The sequence below is a fragment of the Luteolibacter arcticus genome (assembly GCF_025950235.1).
Lineage (GTDB): Bacteria > Verrucomicrobiota > Verrucomicrobiia > Verrucomicrobiales > Akkermansiaceae > Haloferula > Haloferula arctica.
Genome location: NZ_JAPDDT010000025.1, coordinates 36,612 through 58,217 on the forward strand (window position 1 = coordinate 36,612; position 21,606 = coordinate 58,217).

26 protein-coding genes and 1 pseudogene are annotated in these 21,606 nt (G+C 63.1%); 12 read left to right on the plus strand and 15 right to left on the minus strand.

Annotated features, from left to right (window positions below; translation table 11 throughout):
- Positions 1–14: 14 nt before the first annotated feature.
- From OKA05_RS27840 to OKA05_RS27850, 3 genes are all read left to right on the plus strand, one after another.
- Positions 15–797 (plus strand): alpha/beta hydrolase, encoded by a 783-nt coding sequence (locus OKA05_RS27840; RefSeq protein WP_264490498.1) that lies wholly within the window; start codon positions 15–17, stop codon positions 795–797.
- A 23-nt stretch (positions 798–820) separates the two neighbouring features.
- Entirely contained in the window at positions 821–2,035 is a 1,215-nt protein-coding gene (locus OKA05_RS27845; RefSeq protein WP_264490499.1) for a zinc-dependent alcohol dehydrogenase, read from the plus strand.
- A gap of 204 nt (positions 2,036–2,239) precedes the next feature.
- Positions 2,240–2,626 (plus strand): hypothetical protein, encoded by a 387-nt coding sequence (locus tag OKA05_RS27850; RefSeq protein WP_264490500.1) that lies wholly within the window; start codon positions 2,240–2,242, stop codon positions 2,624–2,626.
- A 41-nt stretch (positions 2,627–2,667) separates the two neighbouring features.
- Here OKA05_RS27850 and OKA05_RS27855 read toward each other — a convergent pair whose 3' ends face one another.
- The 7 genes from OKA05_RS27855 to OKA05_RS27885 all read right to left on the minus strand — a co-directional run bounded on the left by OKA05_RS27855 (position 2,668) and on the right by OKA05_RS27885 (position 8,411).
- The gene (locus OKA05_RS27855) at positions 2,668–3,156 is read right to left on the minus strand and encodes a hypothetical protein (RefSeq protein WP_264490501.1); all 489 of its coding nucleotides are present in this window, start codon (positions 3,154–3,156) and stop codon (positions 2,668–2,670) included.
- A gap of 178 nt (positions 3,157–3,334) precedes the next feature.
- Positions 3,335–3,709 (minus strand): VOC family protein, encoded by a 375-nt coding sequence (locus OKA05_RS27860; RefSeq protein WP_264490502.1) that lies wholly within the window; start codon positions 3,707–3,709, stop codon positions 3,335–3,337.
- A gap of 616 nt (positions 3,710–4,325) precedes the next feature.
- Positions 4,326–5,453 carry a sensor histidine kinase gene (locus OKA05_RS27865; protein ID WP_264490503.1) on the minus strand — a complete coding sequence of 376 codons (1,128 nt, stop codon included), beginning with the start codon at positions 5,451–5,453 and terminating at the stop codon, positions 4,326–4,328.
- Complete coding sequence (locus tag OKA05_RS27870) at positions 5,450–6,247, minus strand: alpha/beta fold hydrolase (protein WP_264490504.1); 798 nt, start codon at positions 6,245–6,247, stop codon at positions 5,450–5,452. Before OKA05_RS27870 ends, OKA05_RS27865 begins: the two co-directional genes overlap by 4 nt.
- A gap of 128 nt (positions 6,248–6,375) precedes the next feature.
- On the minus strand, positions 6,376–6,780 hold the full coding sequence (locus tag OKA05_RS27875; protein ID WP_264490505.1) for a hypothetical protein: 405 nt from the start codon (positions 6,778–6,780) through the stop codon (positions 6,376–6,378).
- 117 nt (positions 6,781–6,897) lie between these two features.
- Entirely contained in the window at positions 6,898–7,326 is a 429-nt protein-coding gene (locus OKA05_RS27880) for a hypothetical protein (protein WP_264490506.1), read from the minus strand.
- Between the two features lie 491 nt (positions 7,327–7,817).
- Complete coding sequence (locus OKA05_RS27885; RefSeq protein ID WP_264490507.1) at positions 7,818–8,411, minus strand: hypothetical protein; 594 nt, start codon at positions 8,409–8,411, stop codon at positions 7,818–7,820.
- 219 nt (positions 8,412–8,630) lie between these two features.
- Here OKA05_RS27885 and rhuM point away from each other — a divergent pair.
- The 3 genes and pseudogenes from rhuM to OKA05_RS27895 all read left to right on the plus strand — a co-directional run.
- A pseudogene (rhuM, locus tag OKA05_RS29400) lies at positions 8,631–8,900 on the plus strand (RhuM family protein); the annotation flags it as partial.
- Between the two features lie 85 nt (positions 8,901–8,985).
- Positions 8,986–9,279, plus strand: coding sequence for a hypothetical protein (locus OKA05_RS27890; protein WP_264490508.1), 294 nt, complete (start codon positions 8,986–8,988; stop codon positions 9,277–9,279).
- 193 nt (positions 9,280–9,472) lie between these two features.
- Positions 9,473–9,931 (plus strand): hypothetical protein, encoded by a 459-nt coding sequence (locus OKA05_RS27895; protein ID WP_264490509.1) that lies wholly within the window; start codon positions 9,473–9,475, stop codon positions 9,929–9,931.
- 711 nt (positions 9,932–10,642) lie between these two features.
- Here OKA05_RS27895 and OKA05_RS27900 read toward each other — a convergent pair.
- Both OKA05_RS27900 and OKA05_RS27905 read right to left on the minus strand, forming a co-directional pair.
- Positions 10,643–10,870 carry a hypothetical protein gene (locus tag OKA05_RS27900; RefSeq protein ID WP_264490510.1) on the minus strand — a complete coding sequence of 76 codons (228 nt, stop codon included), beginning with the start codon at positions 10,868–10,870 and terminating at the stop codon, positions 10,643–10,645.
- A gap of 79 nt (positions 10,871–10,949) precedes the next feature.
- On the minus strand, positions 10,950–11,486 hold the full coding sequence (locus tag OKA05_RS27905; RefSeq protein ID WP_264490511.1) for a hypothetical protein: 537 nt from the start codon (positions 11,484–11,486) through the stop codon (positions 10,950–10,952).
- Between the two features lie 220 nt (positions 11,487–11,706).
- On the opposite strand from OKA05_RS27905, the gene OKA05_RS27910 reads away from it, so the two are divergent.
- Positions 11,707–11,973, plus strand: coding sequence for a hypothetical protein (locus OKA05_RS27910; RefSeq protein ID WP_264490512.1), 267 nt, complete (start codon positions 11,707–11,709; stop codon positions 11,971–11,973).
- Positions 11,974–12,022: 49 nt separating this feature from the next.
- Positions 12,023–12,448 (plus strand): hypothetical protein, encoded by a 426-nt coding sequence (locus OKA05_RS27915; RefSeq protein ID WP_264490513.1) that lies wholly within the window; start codon positions 12,023–12,025, stop codon positions 12,446–12,448.
- Positions 12,449–12,624: 176 nt separating this feature from the next.
- Here OKA05_RS27915 and OKA05_RS27920 read toward each other — a convergent pair whose 3' ends face one another.
- From OKA05_RS27920 to OKA05_RS27945, 6 genes are all read right to left on the minus strand, one after another.
- Positions 12,625–13,566 (minus strand): ferritin-like domain-containing protein, encoded by a 942-nt coding sequence (locus tag OKA05_RS27920; protein ID WP_264490514.1) that lies wholly within the window; start codon positions 13,564–13,566, stop codon positions 12,625–12,627.
- A gap of 471 nt (positions 13,567–14,037) precedes the next feature.
- On the minus strand, positions 14,038–14,613 hold the full coding sequence (locus OKA05_RS27925) for a P-loop NTPase family protein (protein ID WP_264490515.1): 576 nt from the start codon (positions 14,611–14,613) through the stop codon (positions 14,038–14,040).
- Positions 14,614–15,144: 531 nt separating this feature from the next.
- Positions 15,145–15,570 (minus strand): DUF3592 domain-containing protein, encoded by a 426-nt coding sequence (locus OKA05_RS27930; RefSeq protein ID WP_264490516.1) that lies wholly within the window; start codon positions 15,568–15,570, stop codon positions 15,145–15,147.
- 44 nt (positions 15,571–15,614) lie between these two features.
- Entirely contained in the window at positions 15,615–16,046 is a 432-nt protein-coding gene (locus OKA05_RS27935; RefSeq protein WP_264490517.1) for a hypothetical protein, read from the minus strand.
- A 306-nt stretch (positions 16,047–16,352) separates the two neighbouring features.
- Positions 16,353–16,883, minus strand: a complete 531-nt coding sequence (locus tag OKA05_RS27940; protein WP_264490518.1) for a hypothetical protein — start codon at positions 16,881–16,883, stop codon at positions 16,353–16,355.
- Positions 16,884–17,234: 351 nt separating this feature from the next.
- Positions 17,235–17,675: a hypothetical protein gene (locus OKA05_RS27945; RefSeq protein WP_264490519.1), complete on the minus strand. Its 441-nt coding sequence runs from the start codon at positions 17,673–17,675 to the stop codon at positions 17,235–17,237.
- Between the two features lie 714 nt (positions 17,676–18,389).
- Between OKA05_RS27945 and OKA05_RS27950 the strand changes: the two genes are divergently transcribed.
- The 4 genes from OKA05_RS27950 to OKA05_RS27965 all read left to right on the plus strand — a co-directional run bounded on the left by OKA05_RS27950 (position 18,390) and on the right by OKA05_RS27965 (position 21,334).
- Complete coding sequence (locus OKA05_RS27950) at positions 18,390–18,902, plus strand: hypothetical protein (RefSeq protein ID WP_264490520.1); 513 nt, start codon at positions 18,390–18,392, stop codon at positions 18,900–18,902.
- A gap of 107 nt (positions 18,903–19,009) precedes the next feature.
- The gene (locus tag OKA05_RS27955) at positions 19,010–19,555 is read left to right on the plus strand and encodes an HD domain-containing protein (RefSeq protein WP_264490521.1); all 546 of its coding nucleotides are present in this window, start codon (positions 19,010–19,012) and stop codon (positions 19,553–19,555) included.
- Positions 19,556–20,151: 596 nt separating this feature from the next.
- Positions 20,152–21,000, plus strand: coding sequence for an SHOCT domain-containing protein (locus OKA05_RS27960; RefSeq protein WP_264490522.1), 849 nt, complete (start codon positions 20,152–20,154; stop codon positions 20,998–21,000).
- Between the two features lie 55 nt (positions 21,001–21,055).
- On the plus strand, positions 21,056–21,334 hold the full coding sequence (locus OKA05_RS27965) for a DUF4235 domain-containing protein (protein ID WP_264490523.1): 279 nt from the start codon (positions 21,056–21,058) through the stop codon (positions 21,332–21,334).
- Positions 21,335–21,606 lie beyond the last annotated feature (272 nt).

Below are 21,606 nucleotides of genomic sequence, written 5' to 3' on the forward strand. Positions count from 1 at the left end.
TCAACCGACGAATCATGAAACCGAAAATCATCTTCATTCACGGGATGTTCCAGAATCCCAAAAGCTGGAATCGATGGTTGTCTCACTTCGAGTCGGCAGGCTTCGAAGCGGTAGCTCCCGCTTGGCCGCTCCACGACGGTGAACCTGCCGAGCTCAGGGCGAATATGCCGTATGGGCTGGGATCGCTGCCGCTGGAGCGCGTGTACGGCCACTATCGCGACATCGTCCGTGAAGCGGTGGAACCACCGGTCGTCATCGGGCATTCGCTCGGGGGACTGATCGCGCAGAAGCTGCTTGCGGAGGGATTGGTGCGGGCGGCCATCGGCATCGCTTCGGTGGCTCCGAACAAGATGTTGGCGTTGGACTGGGGCTTCATGCGCAACAGCGCTTCCATCACCAATCCCTTCGCTGGCGATGAACCTTACGAGATGACGCCGGAGCTATTCCACAAGAACTTCGCGAACACGCTCAGCCGCGAGGAAAGCGATGCGGCATGGGAGGCTTACGCGGTCCACGAGAGCCGGCAGGTGCTGCGCGACATCCTGGGGGAGGAGGGCGAGATTGACATGAAGCTGCCTCACCATCCGCTGCTACTGATCGGTGCGGAGAAGGATGAGATCATTCCCGCCTCACTGGTCCGGAGGAATGCGCACGCCTACGAGGACGAGCGGTCTCACCACGAATACAAGGAGTTCACCGGGCGCGGGCATTTCATCTGCGGCGAACCGGGCTGGGAAGAGGTGGCCGCTTCCATTTCCAACTGGCTTCAAGGGCATCTTACCGCGCTTCGTTCCTGAAATCCGTAGTACTGCTAAATCTTATGAAAGCACTTTGTTGGCACGGCGTGGGAGATGTGCGGGTGGACACCGTACCCGATCCCGAGATCCTCGATCCGAAGGACATCATCATCCAGATCACCGCGAGCGGGATTTGCGGCTCCGACCTTCACCTCTATGACGGCCTGATGCCGACGATGGAGGAGGGAGATATCATCGGCCACGAGCCGATGGGAATCGTAGTGGAAGTGGGGAGCGAGGTGAAGAAATTCAGGAAGGGCGATCGCGTGGTGGTTCCCTTTGTGATCGCGTGCGGTTCCTGTTTCTTCTGCGAGAAGCAGCTCTACTCGGCCTGCGATACCACGAATCCGGGGGCGGATCTGGCGAAGGTGGCCATGGGCCACGCGCCGGCCGGGCTCTTCGGCTACTCCGGGATGATGGGCCGCTACCCGGGCGGGCAGGCGGAGTATCTCCGGGTGCCGCATGCCGATGTCGGACCCATCAAGATCGAGTCCGACCTGCCGGATGAGAAGGTGCTTTTCCTCTCGGACATTTACCCGACCGGGTACATGGCGGCGGAGAATGCTGGCATCGAGCCCGGCGATACCGTGGCCATCTGGGGCTGCGGTCCGGTGGGCCAGTTCGCCATCCAGTCCGCGTGGATGTTCGGTGCCGGCCGCGTGATCGCGATCGACCGGGTGCCAGAGCGTCTGGAGATGGCAAGGGTCCACGGACGGGCGGAGGTGATGAACTTCGAGGAGGAGGAGGTCCACGAGCGCCTTATTGAAATGACCGGTGGACGTGGCCCGGACCGGTGCATCGACGCCGTCGGCGCGGAAGCCCACGGGACGGGATCGCTGGATGCCGTGGTGGATCGTGCGAAGCAGGCGATGCATCTCTCCATGGACCGGCCCCACGTGCTCCGGCAGGCGATCATGGCTTGCCGGAAGGCGGGCACGCTATCGATCCCGGGCGTCTATATCGGCTTGCTCGACAAGATTCCCTTCGGAGCGCTGGTCAACAAGGGCCTGACCGTGCGGTCCGGCCAGACCCATGTGCAGCGCTACCTTGCGCCTTTGTTAGAGAAGGTGGAGGCGGGCGAGATCGATCCGTCCTTTGTGGTCACCCACCGGGTATCGCTCGAAGGTGCGCCGGATGCTTACGAGAAATTCCGGAAGAAAGAGGACGGCTGCATCAAGGTGGTGATCAAACCGGGGATGGCCCGGGAAAGGGAAGGAGACGAGGTGCGCGCTGGTTGAATTGAGTGAAGCCGCCTTAACGCGATCGGAGTGATGAATCCTGTTTCGGTTCCGTGCCGCCGTTGCCGGGGCCGGTCACGGCGGCTGCGTGGCGGAAGACGGCGCGCCGATGAGTTGACTCGACCTTCTCATCGTGATGCGGACGGAGCACTAGGGCTCAGTTCATGATTGCGCGCAGCAGCGGGATGGCGATAGCGTTTCGCGATGAGACATGCCCTCACCTGGCTGCTCGCCACGACGATGCTTGGTCAAGCAGCGCCGAAGGTTCACCGGGTGTCCCAGCAGGATGTCACGAGTTCAGACATCATCGTGGTGGTGAAGCAGACGAAGAGCGGGAGGTTCGAGATCGGGGAAGTGGTGAGGGGCAACGCGGATTTCCTGACGCTGTTCCTTCATCTGCTCAACCGCTTGGAATTCGCGAAGGGCAGCCGGGAGCGGCAGTTTCTGTATCTGAACCGGGAAGGGCGGGATCCACTGGACCCGCTCAAGGTAGGCCGGGTGCCGGAGATCACCGGCGGCAAGTATGTTCCCTCGCAATCAGGGCAGTGGTTCCTTTGGCGGAATGTGGTCGAGGGGCGGAAGGACTGGTGACATCCGCCGTCGGGTCACGAGGCTCTCCTGCAGAGCTGTCTTTAATGATCGCCGGCGCGGCCCAAGCACGCATCCCAGAAGCTTCGCTCCTTGGTAACAAGCGTGCCTTCGACGATCGATTTTGAGACGTCGCCCAACACATCCTCCCGGTTCTTGTATTTCTCCGCGAGTTGAAAGCCAGTCTCTCCCGAGATCTGGAAAGCACTTTTCAAAGCCGCACTCCGGATGATTGGAGGTTCGTGGTCGTCGTCCGCAATCGATTGGAGCACATCAAGCGCCGAGGTGGTTTTATCCACACCCAGGAAGGTGATTGCGTAGAGCCTGCGGGGCATTTCCGGATCTGCAACCTTTGCAGCGATGGAATCGGCCACCCTGCGAGAATGCACGATCAGGGGATCCATCAATTGCTCTTCGGAGCGGACCCCATGGTAAAAATCATCGAGAACCTCCTCCTTGGAGGGGACTAGCAGAATTGCCACCAACGCGGACAAAAGCAGCGCGACGGCAGATAGCTTGAACACTTTGCTCATGGCGGGATGGAATGGGTTCAGTCTCCGAACATCTTGGTCAACCCATTAGCCCATTCCGATCCGAAAGGCTCGGCGAACCTACCGTCCAGGCGGAATAAATTCCGCGTTCCCAGCCCCCGATGAAGCGGGGTGCTCCATCAAACAGTTGGGCTTCGCTTTTCATGCTGCCGAGGCTTGCTCACATGGCGATCTTCTGGCCGACGAAGACGAGGCAGTCGTTGGGGTCGCCGATGTGGAATTCACGCATGCCGTAGTCGCGGTCGTGGAGGTCGCGGATGCGGTAGTGGTCCTTGAAGGATTCGACGTGGTTCCAGAGGGGCGCGATGTCGTCCACCTCGATGTAGATCTCGGTGTGGCCGCGGACGGCGGTCAGGACGGATTCGTCCGCTGCCTTCATCAGGTGGAGCGTCGCGCCGTCGCGGTCGAGGATGGTGTAGTCCGCGGAGTAGAAGGTGACATCGAAGCCGAGGACCTGGACATAGAAGTCGAGGGTCTGCTGCATGTCGCCCACCGCGAGCATGGGGCTGATTCGCGTGGTGGGGGATTGGATCATGCCCATGAGTCATCTCATGGCGGAATCCGGAGCGGATATCAATCGGGATTGTTTGGGTTGTCGATCAGGTTTGTGAATGGGCGGGATGGGATGGGATGGGATGGGATGGGATGGGATGGGATGGGATGGGATGGGATGGGATGGGATGGGATGGATGGGAATGCGGAGGGGCTGTTAGATTGGGGGCTTTTCGGGTGGCTTCGGGCCAGGACTCCGCAGAGGCACAGGGGAAAGGCAGGGGGTCACGGAGAGAAGGCAAAGGGTGGGAGTGCCTTGATGGATGGCTTTTGAAGGGTGCGGGCTACTAGGGTTCTAGGAGATGGGCGCTTGGCGTGCGGGCTGCATTGGGAGGTTGGGGACCCTATTTGGTGAAGCGGCGCGCTCCCAGCCGGAACGACGAAGTCGTCCCGCTACGAAGAGGACGGGCGAGACGCCCCTCCAACGGACTGGGGCAAGATGCCCCAGCTACTGGAGAGGGCCCGGCTGGTGCAACGTGGCCCGGCTGGTGGCTTCCGCGGTGTTACCACCGCGCCTACGGAGATGAGGGGCGGGCTACCAGGGTTCTAGGAGCCGCACGCGGAGCGTGCGGGCCACATTGGTGGTGCCGCGGGCGCTCTCAGGCCAGGGGCATGCGGAAGATGAAGTCGGTGGACTGGGGGGTGGAGGCGGCGGTGAGGGTGCCGCCGTGGGCTTTGGCGACTTCGGCGGCGATGTAGAGGCCGAGGCCGAGGCCATTCTGGCTGGGCCGCTCGGCTTCGCGGGTGAAGGGCTGGAAGATGGAGTCGATGACGTCCGGCGGGATCTGGTGGCCGTGGTTGCGGACTGTTAGAACAAGCGAGTCGTTTTCCCGCCGGCAGGTGACTTGCACGGGCTGCTGGGCGGCGCCGTGGGTGAGGGCATTGGCGAGGAGATTGGAGAGGATCTGGGAGAGCCGCGCGGGGTCGCAATCGACGGAGCCGCCGAGGTCGAGGTCGCGATCGACCTGGCGGTCGGGATAGATGACCTGGAGCTCATCGATGACCTCGCCGAAGATCTTTTCCAGAGCGACGGGCGTGCGCTTGAGGGCGATGCCGCCGCCGAGACGGAAGCGGGCGAAGTCCATGAGGTTTCCGATGAGCTCATTCATGCGCTGCGCGCTGGAGTCCATGGCGGCGACGAGCTTGGCATCGCGGGGGCTGAGCTCGGAGCCGGCGAGCAGGGCGGTGCCCATGGTGATGGCGCCGAGGGGATTCCGCAGGTCGTGGCCGAGCACGGCGATGAATTGCTCGCGCAGGGCGGCGGCCTCGCGCTCGGTGAGCAGGCTGATCTCGGCGGCATTCCGCTCGTGGCGGAGGTTTGCCTCGTAGGCCTGGCGCTCCCTGGCGAGGAAGACGGTGAGGCGGGTGAAGAGCAATTCACCGCTATCCGGATCGCGGCGCTCCATGGCATTCACGAGCACGGGGAGCCGGCTGCCATCGTGGCAGACGAACTCGAGCGAGACCTCCGAGTAGTGGCCCTGCATCCGCAGCAGCGGTGCGAGGTGGGTCTCATGGAAAATCTTGCCACCGATGGAGAGGAACTCGGCGAAGCTGCGGCCGCGCATGGTGTCCGCGGGGTGGCCGAGCCACTGGGCGAGCGGGCCATTGCAGAGGACGATGCAGCCGGCGGCATCGAGGATGGCGTGGCCGCAGAGGCTGTGCTCGAAGAAGTCCGCGAAGTCGCGGAGCAGCGGGTGCTGGTGATGATGACCTTTCCTCTTCGTCATAGGAAATCGCGGATGGCGGCGATGGTTTCCTCCGGTGCGCTGAGATTCGGGCAATGGCCGGTGGCCTGCATGACGACGAGGGTGCTGCCGGGCATGCGCTGGTGAAGGTAGCTGCCGACGGACAGCGGGGCGATGACGTCGCTGGAGCACTGGAGGATGAGCGCGGGCAGGCCGGTCCGGCCCACGAGCTCGCGGGCGTCGGTGAGGAAGGTGGTGCGGGCGAAGTGCTTGGCGATTTCGGGATTGGTGCGGCAGAAGCTGTTAGATAACTCGTCGGACAGTTCCTTGCGCTCGGGATTGCCCATGATGACGGGTGCCATGTTCATGGACCAGCCCATGTGGTTCTTGTCGAGGGCGTCGAGGAGTTCCTCGATCTCGGCGCGGGTGAAGCCGCCGATGTAGCTGCCGTCCTCGTCATTGATGTAGCAGGGCGAGGGGGCGACGAGGATGAGGCGGCTGAACATGCCGGGGGCCTTCAGCGCGGCGATGATGCCAATGACGGCGCTGACGGAGTGGCCGACGAAGATGGCATCCTGGAGGCCGAGCTCGCGGCCGATCTCGACGATGTCGTCGGCATAGCCATCGAGGGTCGCGTATTTCTCGCGGCGGAAGGCGGAGTGATCGGAGTGGCCGGCCCCGACGTGGTCGAAGAGGACGATGCGGTGGTCGTCCTCGAAGGCGGGGGCGACGAAGCGCCACATGTTTTGATCGCAGCCGAAGCCGTGCGCGAAAAGCATGGCGGTGGCCCCGGACTGGCCGGTGACCGAAACGTTGTTTCTTTCCAGAACGGGCATGGGAGGGCGCTGCTGGCTTTGCTGTCGCTTTTCCTGATTCGCGCGCCATTGGATGCACCGAATGGCTGGGGGTTCAAGGGGTATCGGATGGGGGCTTGGAAATTGGGGGATTTGATAATCGGGGATTGTTAGGCTTGGTGGCCGGAAAGCGGGTGTTTTGGGGATTGTCTTAGCCGCCGCTGGCGCCAGGCGAGGGCGGCGGTCCAGAGGGCGAGGTAGGTGAGGAAGACGAGGGGGTCGGGGAGTCGCATCCATCGCACGTCGAGGCCTTCCGCGGTGGAAAGGGCGTCCTCGAGATCGGGGCAGGAGGCGCGGGGTTCGACATCGATCCAGTGGCGGGCCATGCCCTGGTCCGGAGGGGTGAAGACGAAGGTGGCGCCGTCTTGCCGGGCGGCGCTGATTTGCGCTCCTGCGAATGCCACACCCGCGCCGGGGCAGTAGCGGTAGGAGTGCCACCACGCCCAGCCGAGGAAGCAGGCGATGAAGAGCCCGAGCCAAAACGAGACGCGGCGGTGGAGCGGGCGCGGGGTCATGTCGTGGGGAAAGAGAAATCACCAATCATTAATCTTCCAATCATCAATCAAAGTGCCGCTGCGCGGAGATGGGTGGGGAATTCGATCTGTCGAAAGCGACAGTAAGGTCGCTGCTCCTTATGGCGAGGTCGCGGTGCGGAGGGCAGGGGATTTCATGCGCCGCCAGCGCCAGGCGAGGAAGGCGGATGAGGGCACGAGGTAGAGGAGGATGAGAAGCCAGTGGGCGACGGTGACCGTCCATCCTCCGTGGGCTCCGAACGGCTGGCAGGTCACAGCTCCGGGGAACCACCCGGCAGGCGGCTTGTGCGGATAGGTGTAAACCTGGAACATGGGAGTCACGGGGCTGATAGAGTAGTGAGGGCCGCTCACTTGCAGCTCCACAAGTCCGCCTAGGGAGCGGGCAAAGACGCCCTGGGTCCCACCGCGATACACCCAGCCCACGATATCCATGCGGGACATGGACCGCCCCCATGCCCAGCCGAGGAAGGCGAGGAGGATGATGCCGAGCCAGAAGCTCTTCCATCGATAGATGGGGCGCGGGGTCATGGCGTGGGGAAAGACAAATCATCAATCATCAATCCTCCAATCACCAATCGAAGTGCGCTGCGCGGAGGTGGTGAGCGTGGTGGCGATGCGGGCATGAAGAGGAAAGTGTGGCGGGTCAGGTGCTGCTGCGGACCAGCGCTTGTCGGCCCCGTTGGGGATTTGAATCAGGCCGACCACCTCCGCGGCGCTACGGTTCCGCGGTCCCAGCGGGGAGGCGCATGAGGCGCCGCCAGCGCCACGCGAGGAAGGCGGACCAAGGGAGGAGGAAGAGGAGGATGAGAAGCCAGTGGGCGACGGTAACCCTCCATCTTCCGTAGACTGGGAATGGCTGGTAGGTCACCGGCGGGCGGAACCATCCGGCAGGCGGCTTGGGATGGATGGGATTGAAATCCTCGGGAAGCACGGAGCGAGTTCACTCCCGTCCCATCCTATCTATCCTATCCATCCCAGTCTGCTTGATTGGATCCGCGTTCGTCGCGTTCGTGCGCGTTTCACATGTCGATCGCAAGGGGCAGGCTGTGCTCGATGGCTTCGTCGAAGGCTCCGATGATGGGGTGCAGGGCTTCGGGCGGAATGCCGCGCCAATCGCCGGTTTCGAGTTCGTTCTTCGCGCGGGGGAGCGAGCCGAAGACCTTGCCTTCGAGATCGAGCGGGGCGTCGAAGGTGATGGGCAGGAAGATGACCGACTTGCCAAGATGGGAGGCGGTTTCCTTCCGCCCGGTGAGGCGCCCGAGCAGGCCGGGCTTTTGGGTGAATTGCTGGCCGGCCCTTTTCAAGAGTTCGCCAAAGGCCTCGGGATCGACGCGGTGAAAGCCGAAGTGATTCGATCGCTCGTCCCAGGCGGCACCCGCAGCGCCCCGGGACAAGAGGGCGGTCATGAGTTTCTCGACAAACGGCACCAGCTCCTCGCGTTCGGCCTTGGCGTCCTCGCCGCCGTAGGGTGTGCCTTCCGTGCGGCTGGTCATCCCCTGCGGCGTGACGACATTGTAGGCCACGCCCATCTGCCAGGCATACTCCATGACGGGCGTGATGTAGTCGCCGCTCCAGTATTTGCTCAGGGGGCTTACGATGAGGTCGACGGCCATGGAGTGGGTGAGTGATTTGAGAGGATGTTAGGGGATGGTGGAGGCGGGGAGGAAGGGGGAAATGGTGGGTGAGGTCTTCTCTTTCCGTCGCCTGAAAGCCCCCGCGTTGGTCCAGATGTCCACCGGACCGGGCGTGACAACTCTCTGCTCCCGACGCAAGTGCATTGACGCGGAAAATGCCGCTCGATAGAGTTCGTCTGAACAATCAAGGGCATGGCAGACGTAGACGTCCGCACGATCAGCGAGCATCTGGGAAACCTCTATGAGACCGGGGAAATCGACCGGGAGGCAACTCTCCGGAAATTCCGGATAGTTCAGAGGGAGGGTTCCCGCGAGGTCGCGCGCCAGGTGGATTACTACAATCTGGACGCGATCATATCCACAGGCTACCGGGTCAACTCGGTGCGGGCCACGCAATTCCGGCAATGGGCGACGCGTGTGCTCCGGGACTTCGCCATCCGGGGCTACGTGCTGGACCGCAAGCGGATGGCTATCCGGCGTGGTCGCCCGTACGATCAGCGAACATCTGGAATGGTCTTGCACGGGGCGGCGAAGGGGGCTTGTCTCATGACATATGAAAAGTTACTTGGCTCCGGTTTTCGCGCTCGTGATGGTGGTGGGCCTGCTGTTGACGGGGGATGAGAGTTCGGCCCAGAATCAGGTCCAGCATGCGGCGATCACGGAGGTGAAGTTGATCACTGAAGTCCCGTCTCCCAACGGTCTGAACGCGGGGATCAAACTCTTCTCCGCCGGGGGTGAGTGCACGATCGTGCTGGTGGGCGATGTATTCCGCATCAATGAGGGGAAGGATGAGATGCGCATCCCGATGTCGAATGTGGCCTACTACCGGCTGGATGGCGGGAAGTAAGGGTGGTGCCGGTGTGAAGACAGGCGCATCCCGGGGATGAATTGTGTGAAGGAGCGTGAACGTGCCGTCCACGCCGTGTCGACAGAATGTCGACACTCCTTAGGGCTTCGCTTCGCTCCGCTTGCGATGCGTCCTTGAACTTGGGCGGGGGATGGCGGAGAAAGGGTGAACTGGAATTCTTTTCCGCAGGATCATGGCGATGGACAACGGGCAGGGTAGCAATTCACCGATGAAGGAGGATCGCGAGGGCGGGAGGGGTGAGGGGCTTGATGAGAGAAAGAACAAGAATGGGGATGTTGATGTGGATGGGGATGAGAATGAGGTGGGGTCGCTGGCTCGGCGGCGGTGGTTCGGGGTGGGGGTGTGCGTGGTGATGATGGCGGTGGGGGCGCTGACGTTTTCGCTGGGGTTCCCGCAGGCGGGGCCGGCGCTGAGTGGGCGGGTAGTGGTGGAGATTTTCCGGGGGCCGTTTTGTGAGCCGTCTTACTTCCCGTGGTTCGGGCGGGTGGATCGTTCGTGGGCGCCGTGGTTGGCGGTGGTGTTGCTGATGTCGCATCCGGTGTTTCCGCGGCCGGTGACGGTGGTGACGACGTGTCTGGGCGGCGGGTTGTGGTGGCTGATGGGGTGGTATGCGATCGCGGCGGGGGCGTGAGGGATTGGTTATTGAAAATTGAAAATTGAATATTGGAGATTGGGGAGCGGGGAAGAGCGCCGGGTAATCGGTGAAACAGCCAGAGGATCGAACCGCGGAGGCGCAGAGGTCGCAGAGAGAGCGCGGAGGTCGGGGATGGGTAGGTGTTGAACCGCCAAGACGCGAAGGACGCCAAGTTTGGAAAGTGGATGGGTTGCCATTGCTTGCGAGCTTGGCGGTGGATCATTCGGCTAGCTGTTAGGTCTGCGGATGCTTTCGCGGTCGATTCGGGCCTGTTTACCGCAGAGGCACAGAGGAAAGGCAGGAGGTCACAGAGAGAGGAGAGCGGAGAAGATTGGCTCAAGCGGCGCTGGGGTCGCTGCGATCTGTTAGATGGGGTGGGCTTCTGCCTTCACTCGAGAGCTGCGGATGACCGCAGCAGTCCGAGGGCGGCTGCGCCGCGGTGATGGGGCGGGGGCGCGGTGGTGAGTGAGGGGCCTTGAGGGACGTTCGCGCGATCGCAGGTGGAGTGGTGGCAATGCGGGAGCGCGGGGACTGCGGGCTTTGAGGGACCACTCCGCACTTTCACAAGTGCGCCTACCGAAGAGACGTGGTGGACGCATGGGTGGCGATGCGGGGGCGCGGGGGCGGCGGGCTTCGAGGGACCACTCCGCACTTTTACAAGTGCGCCTACCGGAAAGCTGGACCTCCTCCTCGCGGATCAGTCAGCGGCTACGAGATTTTGCTCTGGCCGTGGGGCTTGCGGCGTTTGTGGCGGGCGGCGCAGAGGAGGCTGGCGCCGTAGGCGAGGCCGCTGGCGGCGAGGCAGATGATGACGGCGTCGGAGAAGGGCTTCGTCCACGGGGGCTGGACATCGCCGGCGGCGAGGAACATGCAGACGACGGTGGCGGCAAGGAACAAGCCTGCAACGATCTCCAGCAGTCTGACGACAGCTCGCATGGGTTATCATGGCTTGTAGCAAAAGCAGCCGGGGGACGCAAGGGGGCGATTTTTGGGGGACGGTCTGGCGGGGGAGGAGCTACTTCGGGGGAGGCTGCGGTGCGGCGGCGGGTGCGGGTTTCTTTTCGCTGCCGGGTTTGGCTTTCTCCGTTTCAGTCTCCGCCTCCGGCGCGGGGGCGGGGGCGGGGGCGGCGGTGATGGTGGTGATGGTGGTGATTTTGGCGGCGGTGGTGGGTGAGGTCGAGGGCTGGAACTCGAGGATGACGTCCTTCGACTTCGCGCCCATTTGATCGATGGCATGCTTCGTGAAGAAATCGTCGTGGGGCATGCGGATGCTGAACCGGTTGTCGCCGATGAGTTCGCACCAGGCTTCCACCATGAGGCAACCGGGCTCGATATTGAGCATCTGGGTGCCCTTGAGCTTGGCCATGCCGCGCATTGCATCCTGGGGGAGGATGTTGATCGAGAGGAGTTCGCCGTTGATTTTTCCGGAGAGGTGATGGGGCAGGCTGGCCTTTTCCGCGGGCGATGCTTCGGTCTTCGGCTGATCGAGCGCGTGGGCGGACGCGGCGAGTGCGGGGATGAGCACGAGGGGAAGGAGGCGGCGAATGGGCATGGTGGGTGGGTGTATCAGGTGGGGTAGTTTTGTCAGGTCGATTTGGCGGACGTGGGACTGAAGAGCCGCTCACGGATCGCACCCCTTTGGGGCGCAGGCGTGTGTGAACTGCGGACCCGGGCCGATGGTCCGGGCTGAGGGATGGCGGGCCGTTGGCCCTGAGAAGGGGGTGAATTTTTCGGGATTGCGCTCGGGGCGGGAATGGTGTTCAGATGAATACATGAACGCGCTCCACCCTTCGCCGCCCCGTTGCACGACCCTTCCGGAATGCCGACCGGGGGATTGGGAGGATGCGCGGTATGTGCGGGAGTGGTCGCTGCGGGAGGGGGTGCAGCGTTATCAGCCGCTGGCGCTGGGCGAGCGGTGCCGGGATCCTTTCGATGAGGCGCGGTTCGACTACTCGCGGCCGATCTGGGAATTCAAGCGGTGCCTCTCGCCGCGGGCGGATGACCTGGGCGGGCACTCGGTGTGGAAGCGGATCTCGTGAGTGGGATTGAGGATTGAGGATTGATTATTGAATCTTGGAGATTGCCGCGATGGCCACGGACGAGAGTCCTTCTTCCTTGCCTCCGCTGCCACGACCGGAAGCGGTGTGGCGGGAGGCGGAGCCGCGGCTGGGTAAGGCGCGGGTGAAGGGCTATGTGGGCCGGCTGCGACCGGGGATCGTGGTGGAGGTGAAGGAGCTGCGGCACCAGGATCTGGTGGCGTGGGTGGAGACGGATTGGGGGCTGGCGAGGCAGATGTTTTGCCATCACTTGTGCTTCGGCCATGAGTTCCGCACGGCAGCGGGCGAGTGGATCCCGGAGAGTGATCCGCGGGCGCTGCGATGGCTGCGGCGGGTGCGGGCGGAGCTGATGGCGGGCAAGCCGCCGCGGCATGCGGGGGACTATGGGTACCTGCTGGATCTGGAGATGGTGGAGAAGATCCTGCGGTGGAACGGAGCGCGGAGGATGGGGGATTGATTATTGGAGATTGGAGATTGGAGATTGGAGATTGGAGATTGGAGATTGGAGATTGGAGATTGGAGATTGGAGATTCGATCACCGGTGTCTAACAGGTCTGACGGAGGCAAAAAAAGAACTCCCGCTCCGCATGATGCGAAGGGGGAGCTGGGTCGTGATAAATCGGGTGGCCCTGCTTAGCGGATGGAGCCATTGAGGCCGGCCGGGAAGAAGAGGCCCGAGGTGGCATTGGGTGCGCCGTAGACGATGTTCAGCACTTGGCGCGTCGAGCGGCTGAAGGCGATCGAATTGCCATCGGCCGGGACGATGTTGGCGGTGTCGTTGATGCGCACGCCTTGATCGAGTCGGGGTGATCCCACTGGCCGGGCATCGAGCGAGGCGCGGACATCGGAGATGGCGTTCGCGAGATTCTGGGCGGTGGTTCCTGCGCCGTAGATGAGCGTGCGGATCGACCCTGCATGATAGGCTTCCACGCCGAGGATGCCGGCGGCGGCCTCGAGGTAGGTCTTGTTCGTGAGGAGCGGGCTGGCGCCCTTGTAGGCGGTGACGCCGACATCCTCGAAGATGAAGGCACCTAGCAAGAAGTTCAGCTCGTTCGCGAAGGGGTCGAAGTTTTCGACGCCGATCAGCGAGCCGAGCGCGGTGAAGCTATTGAGCAGGTCGATCTGCGGGCGGGCGACCTGGTCATACTTTGATGCGCCGAGAACCTCGCGGAGGAAGCGGACGTGATTGGCTTCATCGGTCGCGATCTCGTTGGCGTATTGCTCGATGGCGGGGGTGGTGAAGGTGACCTTGGGATTGGCCTTCACGATGACGTCACCCCTGACGCCGGCCCCATCGGTGCCGATGACTGCGCCCTCCAGGCCCACGCCGGTGGTGCCGAGGAGGTAGTATTCGGCTTCGAGGTATTCGAGATTGAGGGCGAAGTTCAGCACCGCGGCATCGGTGCGGGCCTTCTTGTTGAATGCGTTCGGCCTCGGGTCCGCGAATGCCATGGGAGCGGCAGCGAGGGATGCTCCGCCTGCGCCGAGCATGCCCAGCCTTCGCATGAAGGCGCGGCGTCCGGCGAGGGGATCAGTGGAGGGAGAAGACGACTTGTGGTCTTGAGTAGCTTTCATTGTTGGTGGGATTGTAATACATCCGCTCCAAACAACGGGCCTGGAGGAGGGGCGAGTCTCTTTGCTTGGCGCATGCCATGGTGCGCCGGCTCCGGGACCCTTCTCGCAGGAAGGGCGGGATGAGCGTGAGAGGGAGCCGGCCAAGGGAGCGCCATTGCAATCGGCAGGGAAGGCATGCGCAAAGCGCATGAGGGAATGGCGATCGCCTCGATCAAAGGGGGCTATTCCGCTGGCCGCAGTGAGAGCGCCTAGCTTTGAAACGCAGCCGCCCCGAGCCGAGATCGGGGGAAGAAATTGAACCGCGAAAGAACGGGAAAAAGCGCGAAAGCTAAGGACAGATGAAGTCCTTCCTTCTAACAGAACTCGTGTGTTTCCGGGTTCTTTCGCGGTTCACTTCAAGTTTCCGAATCGCTCTGAAAACCGGAGCCATGAGTCGCGAGTCAGTGGCTATGAGATTTCGGAAAATGGTCTCTAGCCCGCGCTCTCCAAGAACTCGCGGACGCGCTCGCAGGCGGTGGGGAAGGGGAGGTCCTCGCGGAGGTGGAGGAGGTGGGGGCAGCTTGAGATGAGGAATGCGTGGTCGGTGGTGAGGTTCCGGCCGCGGTCGCTGCGGAGCTCGTAGGCCTCGGCCCACTTCATGAAATCGTGATGCTCGGCGTGGAGGTCGCCGCCGGGGTCGAGGCGGGTGCCGAAGCGCTGGCGTTCGCGTTGGGCGAGGCGGGTGATTCGCGCGGCGGGGCCGATGTCGAGGAGGATGCCGTGGGTTGGTGCGAGACCGGTGAGGCCCCAGCTGGCGACGGAGCCGCTGAGGATCCATGCGGACGAGGTCGCGGCGTGGGTTTTGAGGTCGAGGCCGAGGTCGCGGGTGATGAGTTCGCGTCGCTCTTCCGGCGAATACTGTTCCTGATAGGGCGGGTCGGTGGGCTTGTGGAAGTAGCGGTCGGAATCGAAGTGGGCGAGGCCGAGGTGCTGGGCGATCCACGCGGCGGTGGTGGTGCAGCCGGAGCCGGGGCCTCCTGTGATGAGTGCACGCAATGGCTCGGGCATGGGCATGGGGTTGCTATCCGGGTTGCGGGGTTCCGGGGCAACAAGATTTGGCGTGGTGGCGAGGGGCGGGAATGGCAGGCAGGGGATTGAGGTTGTGCTCTAACAGTGGAGGTGACCGCAGAGACGCAGAGGTCGCAGAGGATCGCGGAGATCTTTTTTGGGTGGTGGGAAACGTGGGCGATCGCGGGATCGTCATCCTGTCGTTCGCTGCTCTGCGTTTCTCCGCGATCTCTTCTAAGCGGAGCGCCACGGCATTCTGGGAGCGCGGAATTCAGGTCACTCTTGAAAAGGCAGTTCAAGGAACAACGAAAGAGACGAAAGCTCACGAAAGAAAGGCAGAGGTCCTTTGATTTCGTTCGTTTCGATCTTTTCGTTGTTCCCGTCTAACACGACCACGGAATCTTCAGGCGTTCCCTTTGTTCCGCGTGGACGGTAGGTTCGCCGGGTTTGCCAGGCGGAATAAATTCCGCGTTCCCAGTGAATCCGAGCGGCGTAACTGGTCTTACTTCCGTGTCACTCGGGACGGGCGCGTCACTGCACGCCGTTGTGATCGACGAGGGAGACCTTGGCGGGATCGTCGGGAGAGATGCGGACTTTCATGCGGCTGCCGGGCTTGAGGAGGTCGGCCCAGTTGTGGTGGTCGGTGCGTTCCCATTGGCCGGCGTAGTGGCCGTGGGCGGGCTGGCCATTGAGATGATAGGTGAATCTGGCACTGACGTGCAGGCGGGTGGAGAAGGAGGTCTCGGTGGAGACATTGACTTCATGGATCTGCGACGAGACGACTTGGGCTTCGACCTGGGGCCAGGTGGCGGCGGCTTTTGCGTCGTCACCCCGCTTGGCCTGGATCCGGTCGCCGAAGTATAGGATGAGGCAGAACGCGAGGAAGGCGAGCAGGAGGCAGGCGTGGGACCGTGCTTCGCAATCGAGGTAGATCTGGAGTCGCCGGAGAAGTGACATGGGGAATCTGCGCGGACGGTGATGCGATGCCGTGCGTCGGGGCGTCACGGGGCTACTTGGTGAAAGGCGACGGCGGAGAGAAGTGGGATGAGCAGCAGGGCGCGCTTCAGGCTGAGGCGCTTGGTTTCGGATTTCCGGAAGTAGGGGACCTGGGCGGCGCACCAGAGCACGGCGACGGCGGGGACGCCGGCGGAGAGGAGGAAGAGGCCGGCGGTGGCGAGGTCTTCCACGGCACCGCTCGAGATCGCGGGGTGGGAGTACCAGTCGAGCAGCCGCCACGCGACGAAGTAGCCGGCCTCGAAGAGGGCAAACAGGAGGAGAGTTCTGACAGGATCGAGAAACCCGCTGGCGACGGGGACCACGCAGGCTAGGCGGAAGATGACGAAGAGATACCACGTGGGCATCGGGGCATCGTAGGTGAACTGCGGACCCGCGAGCAGGGAGAAGAGGGTGGTGATCGCGGGGTCTGCGGTCATGTGACGGCAGGGATTTCCTGCCTCTACCTGTATAGATGGCGCGCGGTGGTTTTCAAGGCGGGATCCTAGGGGGCCGCGGGGTGTTGCGGGCGTGGCTGGAATCCCCTTCGGGATTCGTTGTGCGACTTCGTGGTCCGGTGGTCTTTGTCGCTGCGCGACTGCGACGCACCGGCTACTGGCGGGGATCCCTCCGGGATCATGCAGGGCGGAGCATGGATCTGTAAGAAGTTGATCGAGGGCGCCGTCGGAAGCGTGCTTGGAAAGATCGATGGTGATGAAAGCGAACCGCGACCGATTCGTTTCGTTTCACACGAGGGTCTCGAAGAACGCCCTATCGATCGCGATGTAGTCGCGGAGGCAGGTAGGGCATTTCAGTTCATCGATCGCATATTCGGCCGAGTAGTCGGCTTCCTCTGCGAAGGCGCTCAGGCGAGGGTAGAGGAGAAAGGAGCTGCCTTTCATCCAGTCGCGCAGTTCCGGATCGGCATCCAGGGCGGCGTCGAACTCGGGATCCGGCTCGATGCGCCGGGTGATGACCGGCTGGGTGTGGGTGGGCCGGGAGTCGAGGATGAGGTGATATTGGTTGTCCGGGCCGGCCTTGGAAGTGGTGACCCTCACCTTGTCGCGGTGAAGCGAATCGGGGAAACGGCGGACGAGGGCATCGAGTCGCAGTAGCATGTCCCTTTCGTGATTCCACTCGAGCTCGTGGGATCGTTCGACGATGCCGTGCAGGGTGGCCTCGCCGGGCGTTGCGATCGTGGCGGTGTATCCGCACGCGGGGCAATAGATGGGAAGCGTGGCCTGGTGCCGTGCCGCTCTGAGTGGGTCTGCGATCATCGGGTGGAGCTCCGGGTGGAGGTGGAGTGGATGATGCGAGTCTTGCGAGGATGCGTAGGCCTGCCAATGGGTTTCGTTTTCGCGGGGTGGGCCGGCAGGCGTCCGCGGGGTGATGCGGGGTGATGCGGGCGTGGCTGGAATGCCCTCCGGGATTCGTTGTGCGACTTCGTGGTCCGGTGGTCTTCGTCGCTGCGCGACTGCGACGCACCGGCTACTGGCTGGGATCCCTCCGGGATCATGCAGGGCGGAGCATGGAGACAGGTTTGCGGCCGGTGGGCGCGTCTGTTAGAAAAGGCGCAGGGTAGGGTGGACCGCTTGCGGATTCCTCAGAGGGCGGAGAGGGATGCCTTGTCAGGCGTTGCCGCGCAGTGGTGCCTCGGTAAACGAGAAGGTGAGCCTGCTGGTGTGGCCGGTGTGGAGAGGATGATCGCTGCCGCGGGATGGCTTGGGGGCGGCGGCTGGGGTGATGGGGGCGGTGGAGCCGACGCGGTCGCTGTGGTTGGCGCTGGCTTTGGCGCTGGCGTTGTCGAGCGCGTGATCGCATGGGGATGCGAGGCCGGCAGCCGGGGCGGGCGCGGTCTGGCAGGCGATGGCGCTGCCGGGTTCGCGGTCGACGATGTTAGAGAGGACTTCTTCCAACATGCGGGCACGGCGTTCCCAGCCCATGGCGAGGGCGCAGCGAAGTCGCTGGCGAAGGACGGGGCTGGTAAATCTCAGTCGCGGGGGGAGGTCATCGATTGCCTTCCACGCGGCTTCGAGGTTGCCAGACTTGATGAGGGCATCCACGGGCATATCACGGTTCTTCGTTTGAAAAGGTGATGGGGGTTTTGCATCCGGATTGGCGGGGAGTTTCTCACGGAATCGTTGGTTTTCAAGATTCGAGGATTACGGGATCGCGTAGGGGGTGGATTGGGGGATTGGGGGATTGGGTGATTGGGGGATTGGGTGATTGGGGGATTGGGAGATTGAGAAATTGAGAAATTGAGAAATTGAGAAATTGGGGGAGTGAGAGATTGGGTGAGGAAGTGCCGGGTGATCAGTGATCGGTGATCGGTGATCGGTGAAAAGCCAAAGGCACGGGGGATGGGCGGGAAGGAACCGCGGAGGCGCGGGGGTCGCAGGGAGAGCGCGGAGGTGGGGGATGGTGCGGAGGGCTTAATGGGGAGGCGGGAGTGGCGATTCGTTGCGGAGTTCGCCCTGCCGGAATGGCGCAGCGATTTCGCTACGAGGCGGGTGGTGGCGGGAGGGCTTCGGTCTCACTTGGGGAGGGTGGGCTGCTTTTTGGTGAAGTGTGGACTGCGTGGGGTGAGGCGGGGCGCGGGGACCATTCAGCGGGCCAGCGGCCCGCGCCCCCAGCGGGGGAGCGGGGCAAGGTGCATGAAGGCCCGGCAATTTGCTTGGTCTGCGCGGGTGAGGGCGCGTGCGGAACGACGGTGTGCCGGGCATTTTTGCTTTGGCATCGGGTTTGCGATTTGGGGGGAGGCAATGAAGCCGATTTGAACAATCATGAAAACCAAGGACGAAGAACTGAAGGACGCGCGCAATGAAGACCCGATCACTGGCGAACCCGGAAGCCATCCGGTGGGCGTGGGTGTGGGGACGGCGGCGGGTGCCGCGGCAGGCGGCGCGATGGGCGCGATCGGCGGACCGGTAGGTGCCGCTGTGGGTGCCGTGGTCGGCGGGATCGCCGGGGCGATCGCGGGCAAGGCTGGCGGCGAGGCGGTGAATCCTACGGTGGAGGATGCCTACTGGCGCGAGCATCACGGGGAGCAGGCATTCGTGGATGCCGACTCCGATCTCACGTATGAGGACTACGCGCCTGCCTACCGCGTGGGCTACAGCGGGCCGGCACGTCATCGGACGGACTTCGATTCGGCCGATAGCGCGCTGCGCTCGGATTGGGAGGCGCAGAAGGGCGCGTCGAAGCTCAATTGGGAGCGGGCGAAGCATGCGGCCCGCGCGGGCTGGCACCGGGTGGAGTCGCGTCTTCCCGGTGATGCGGACAAGGATGGGATCTGACTCGATTGATGCGATCCTGTGGTTGCGCGGGCACGGCCGGAAGCGGCGTGCCCGCATTCCATTCCATTCTACTCCATTCCATTTCTCTCTACGATTTCTGCGCTGCGATGAAGATGAATGACGGATCTAACAGGTCAGGGGCGGCGAGCGAGGGTTTCACGGTCTGGCAACGGGCGGCGAACCTGGCGGCGGAGTTTCATGAGGGGTCGTGCTGTCCGGGCACGGAGACGCCTTACATCATTCATCCGTGCCGGGTGGCGCTGCTGGTGAGCAGTGTCTTCGGATGCGATGATCCGGAGGTGCTGGCGGCGGCGTTGTTGCACGATGTGCTGGAGAAGACGCGGTGCGATCGGCCGACGCTGGCGGTGGCGATGGGGAGCACGATCTCGGAATGGGTGGAGTGGCTTTCGAAGGATCCGCAGGGGAGCAAGGAGCGCTATTGGGAGCGCCTGCACGTGGCGCCATGGCAGGTGCGGATGATCAAGATGGCGGACGCGCTGGATCACCTGAATGGGCCGGCCGAGTATCTCGCGGACCGGCTGAAGGCGGCGCGGAAGGCGGTGGCGCTGGGGGATTCGAGTTCGCCGGAGCCGTTGTTGCAGCGGGCGAGGGAGGTGTTGGGGAGGGAAATTGAGAGGTTGGAGATTGGGTGAATTGGGAGATTGGGGAGATTGGGGTGATTGGGGAAAGTGCCCGGTGATCAGTGATCAGTGAAAGGCATCGGGGATGGTGATGATGCGCGAGGATGGTGGATGTTTTGTCACCGCCAAGACGCGAAGGACGCCACGGAAGGCAAGGGAAGAGCCGCGCAGGTCTGAGGGGAGAGCTGATTCTGTTTTCAATCTTGGCGTCTTGGCGGTGAGTCGTTCTTTTTGCCGTGCCGTTCAGTCCGGGACACCCTTTGCCCGCACGAGGTCTTGAGGTGGGGAGGCCGGTCTGTCCAAAGCGACAGTAAGGTCGCTGCTCCTTATGGGAGGCACGAAGTGACTAGGAATGCTGCGCAGGATTTGACGGGAAGGTTTTCCTCCGGAGCGTGCGGGATGCAGGGGGCTCCTCTGGCTGGCACTGCGCGTGCAAAAGAGAGGTGGTGAATCGGGCCTAACATTGCGCGATTTGCACGATCACGCGGGGTGTCGGATTTCAAAATTCCGATTCTTGCCGATCAGCTCCGTTACAATCCGATTCGATCCATTCCGCCTGAATCCAAACCTGGAACCTGATTCTTTTCTCGATCTCTCATTCAAATCCAATGAACTACATTTTGACACCGGAAGGGGATGCCTTCGTGGCGAACATCGCGAGTCGCCATGGCATCAGTGAAACGACGGCGAAGCAGATGCTCGCGGCGGTGAAGCGGGGCAATGGGACGATGGCGCAATTCCAGACGCAGGAGTTTGGCAGCGGCCAATGGATGCGCGGCGGGATGACGATGGTGGGCGACATGTTCAATCACGGGATGAAGGCGAGGGTGAATGACCTTTGCTCGGAGCTCTCGGCGGCGCTTGCGGATGGCGGGGATTTCTTCAAGCAGCCGGAGGAGCACGGGAGCGGCGGTGGGAGCGGCATGAGCATGAGTATGGGCATGAGCTCGGGAGGGAATTGGTGGCCGGCGGAGCTGGGCACGCCGACTAGCAGTGGCGCGCAGAATCACATCCGCTATGCGGTCTTTCCGGGGACGCGGCGGCTGGCGATTGAGCGCGCGGGGAAGCTTACGATCTACGACACGAGTGATCATGTGATCGGCGGGGTGAGCCAGCAGCAGGGCGGCGATAGTTCGCTGAGTTTCAGCAGCCAGCACGGGACGATCGCGGTGAGCAGCTTGCCGGTGGTCGCAGGTGCCAGCGTGGTGGAGAAGCCGCGTGAGAACCGGAACTTCGCGGTGGAGCAGGAGCCCAAGAAACCTGATGCGAAGGAGGGCAAGACGGCGGTTGCGGGCAAGTCCGCGGGAACGGCCTCGGCTTCAACTCCGGGTGATCCGGCGCCGCCGCTGCCGGATGTGCTGGCGCTGTTAGAGAAGCTGGGTTCCCTGCGCGATGGCGGGGTGCTGACCGCGGAGGAATTCGCAGAGAAGAAGAAGGATCTGCTGTCGCGGCTGTGATGTGTGTGTGCGTGCGAGGAAGCAGACGAAGCATTCGATCCCACTCCCTTGATTTATGAAACTGACGAGGATGATTCCGAAGACGTCGCCGAGGCATCTGTTGCTGGCGGGGATGGCGTTGGCATTGCCGGCACTGGCGGATCGTGCGGCACGCCGGTTGGCGGCACGTGGCTACATGCGCTGGACGGGCGTGCGGCCGCCGCGGAACCCGGCGACGCTCGGGGTGACTTGGTCGCAGGCGATCCTGTGGACGGCGGTGGCAGGTGCGCTGGGCGGGGTGGCGCGGATGGCATCGCGGAGGATCCTGGCGCCGGCATTGCCGGTGGAGGAGTGAGGAAGTGCCGAGTGATCAGTGATCGGTGATCAGTGAAAGACATCGGGGATGGGGAGGGAACGAACCGCGGAGGCGCGGAGGTCGCAGAGAGAGAGCGCGGAGGTCGGGGATGGGTGGGTGATGAACCGCCAAGACGCGAAGGACGCCAAGGAAAAGCGGGAGAGGATCGGGGGTGCCGAGTGAAGAATGTGCCGGGTGATCAGTGATCGGTGATCAGTGAAAGACATCGGGGATGGGGAGGGAACGAACCGCGGAGGCGCGGAGGTCGCAGA

Bases quoted from the DNA above. Each gene is read 5' to 3' on its own strand.
- OKA05_RS27940 (WP_264490518.1), bottom strand. From the start codon at position 16,883: ATGATCGCAGACCCACTCAGAGCGGCACGGCACCAGGCCACGCTTCCC.
- OKA05_RS27880 (WP_264490506.1), bottom strand. From the start codon at position 7,326: ATGACCCCGCGCCCCATCTATCGATGGAAGAGCTTCTGGCTCGGCATC.
- OKA05_RS27950 (WP_264490520.1), top strand. From the start codon at position 18,390: ATGAAAACCAAGGACGAAGAACTGAAGGACGCGCGCAATGAAGACCCG.
- OKA05_RS27920 (WP_264490514.1), bottom strand. From the start codon at position 13,566: ATGAAAGCTACTCAAGACCACAAGTCGTCTTCTCCCTCCACTGATCCC.
- OKA05_RS27865 (WP_264490503.1), bottom strand. From the start codon at position 5,453: ATGACGAAGAGGAAAGGTCATCATCACCAGCACCCGCTGCTCCGCGAC.
- OKA05_RS27915 (WP_264490513.1), top strand. From the start codon at position 12,023: ATGGCCACGGACGAGAGTCCTTCTTCCTTGCCTCCGCTGCCACGACCG.
- OKA05_RS27960 (WP_264490522.1), top strand. From the start codon at position 20,152: ATGAACTACATTTTGACACCGGAAGGGGATGCCTTCGTGGCGAACATC.
- OKA05_RS27945 (WP_264490519.1), bottom strand. From the start codon at position 17,675: ATGCCCGTGGATGCCCTCATCAAGTCTGGCAACCTCGAAGCCGCGTGG.
- OKA05_RS27860 (WP_264490502.1), bottom strand. From the start codon at position 3,709: ATGATCCAATCCCCCACCACGCGAATCAGCCCCATGCTCGCGGTGGGC.
- OKA05_RS27935 (WP_264490517.1), bottom strand. From the start codon at position 16,046: ATGACCGCAGACCCCGCGATCACCACCCTCTTCTCCCTGCTCGCGGGT.
- OKA05_RS27855 (WP_264490501.1), bottom strand. From the start codon at position 3,156: ATGAGCAAAGTGTTCAAGCTATCTGCCGTCGCGCTGCTTTTGTCCGCG.
- OKA05_RS27870 (WP_264490504.1), bottom strand. From the start codon at position 6,247: ATGCCCGTTCTGGAAAGAAACAACGTTTCGGTCACCGGCCAGTCCGGG.
- OKA05_RS27895 (WP_264490509.1), top strand. From the start codon at position 9,473: ATGGCGATGGACAACGGGCAGGGTAGCAATTCACCGATGAAGGAGGAT.
- OKA05_RS27905 (WP_264490511.1), bottom strand. From the start codon at position 11,486: ATGCCCATTCGCCGCCTCCTTCCCCTCGTGCTCATCCCCGCACTCGCC.
- OKA05_RS27875 (WP_264490505.1), bottom strand. From the start codon at position 6,780: ATGACCCCGCGCCCGCTCCACCGCCGCGTCTCGTTTTGGCTCGGGCTC.
- OKA05_RS27930 (WP_264490516.1), bottom strand. From the start codon at position 15,570: ATGTCACTTCTCCGGCGACTCCAGATCTACCTCGATTGCGAAGCACGG.
- OKA05_RS27900 (WP_264490510.1), bottom strand. From the start codon at position 10,870: ATGCGAGCTGTCGTCAGACTGCTGGAGATCGTTGCAGGCTTGTTCCTT.
- OKA05_RS27845 (WP_264490499.1), top strand. From the start codon at position 821: ATGAAAGCACTTTGTTGGCACGGCGTGGGAGATGTGCGGGTGGACACC.
- OKA05_RS27885 (WP_264490507.1), bottom strand. From the start codon at position 8,411: ATGGCCGTCGACCTCATCGTAAGCCCCCTGAGCAAATACTGGAGCGGC.
- OKA05_RS27925 (WP_264490515.1), bottom strand. From the start codon at position 14,613: ATGCCCGAGCCATTGCGTGCACTCATCACAGGAGGCCCCGGCTCCGGC.
- OKA05_RS27965 (WP_264490523.1), top strand. From the start codon at position 21,056: ATGAAACTGACGAGGATGATTCCGAAGACGTCGCCGAGGCATCTGTTG.
- OKA05_RS27850 (WP_264490500.1), top strand. From the start codon at position 2,240: ATGAGACATGCCCTCACCTGGCTGCTCGCCACGACGATGCTTGGTCAA.
- OKA05_RS27890 (WP_264490508.1), top strand. From the start codon at position 8,986: ATGAAAAGTTACTTGGCTCCGGTTTTCGCGCTCGTGATGGTGGTGGGC.
- OKA05_RS27910 (WP_264490512.1), top strand. From the start codon at position 11,707: ATGAACGCGCTCCACCCTTCGCCGCCCCGTTGCACGACCCTTCCGGAA.
- OKA05_RS27840 (WP_264490498.1), top strand. From the start codon at position 15: ATGAAACCGAAAATCATCTTCATTCACGGGATGTTCCAGAATCCCAAA.
- OKA05_RS27955 (WP_264490521.1), top strand. From the start codon at position 19,010: ATGAAGATGAATGACGGATCTAACAGGTCAGGGGCGGCGAGCGAGGGT.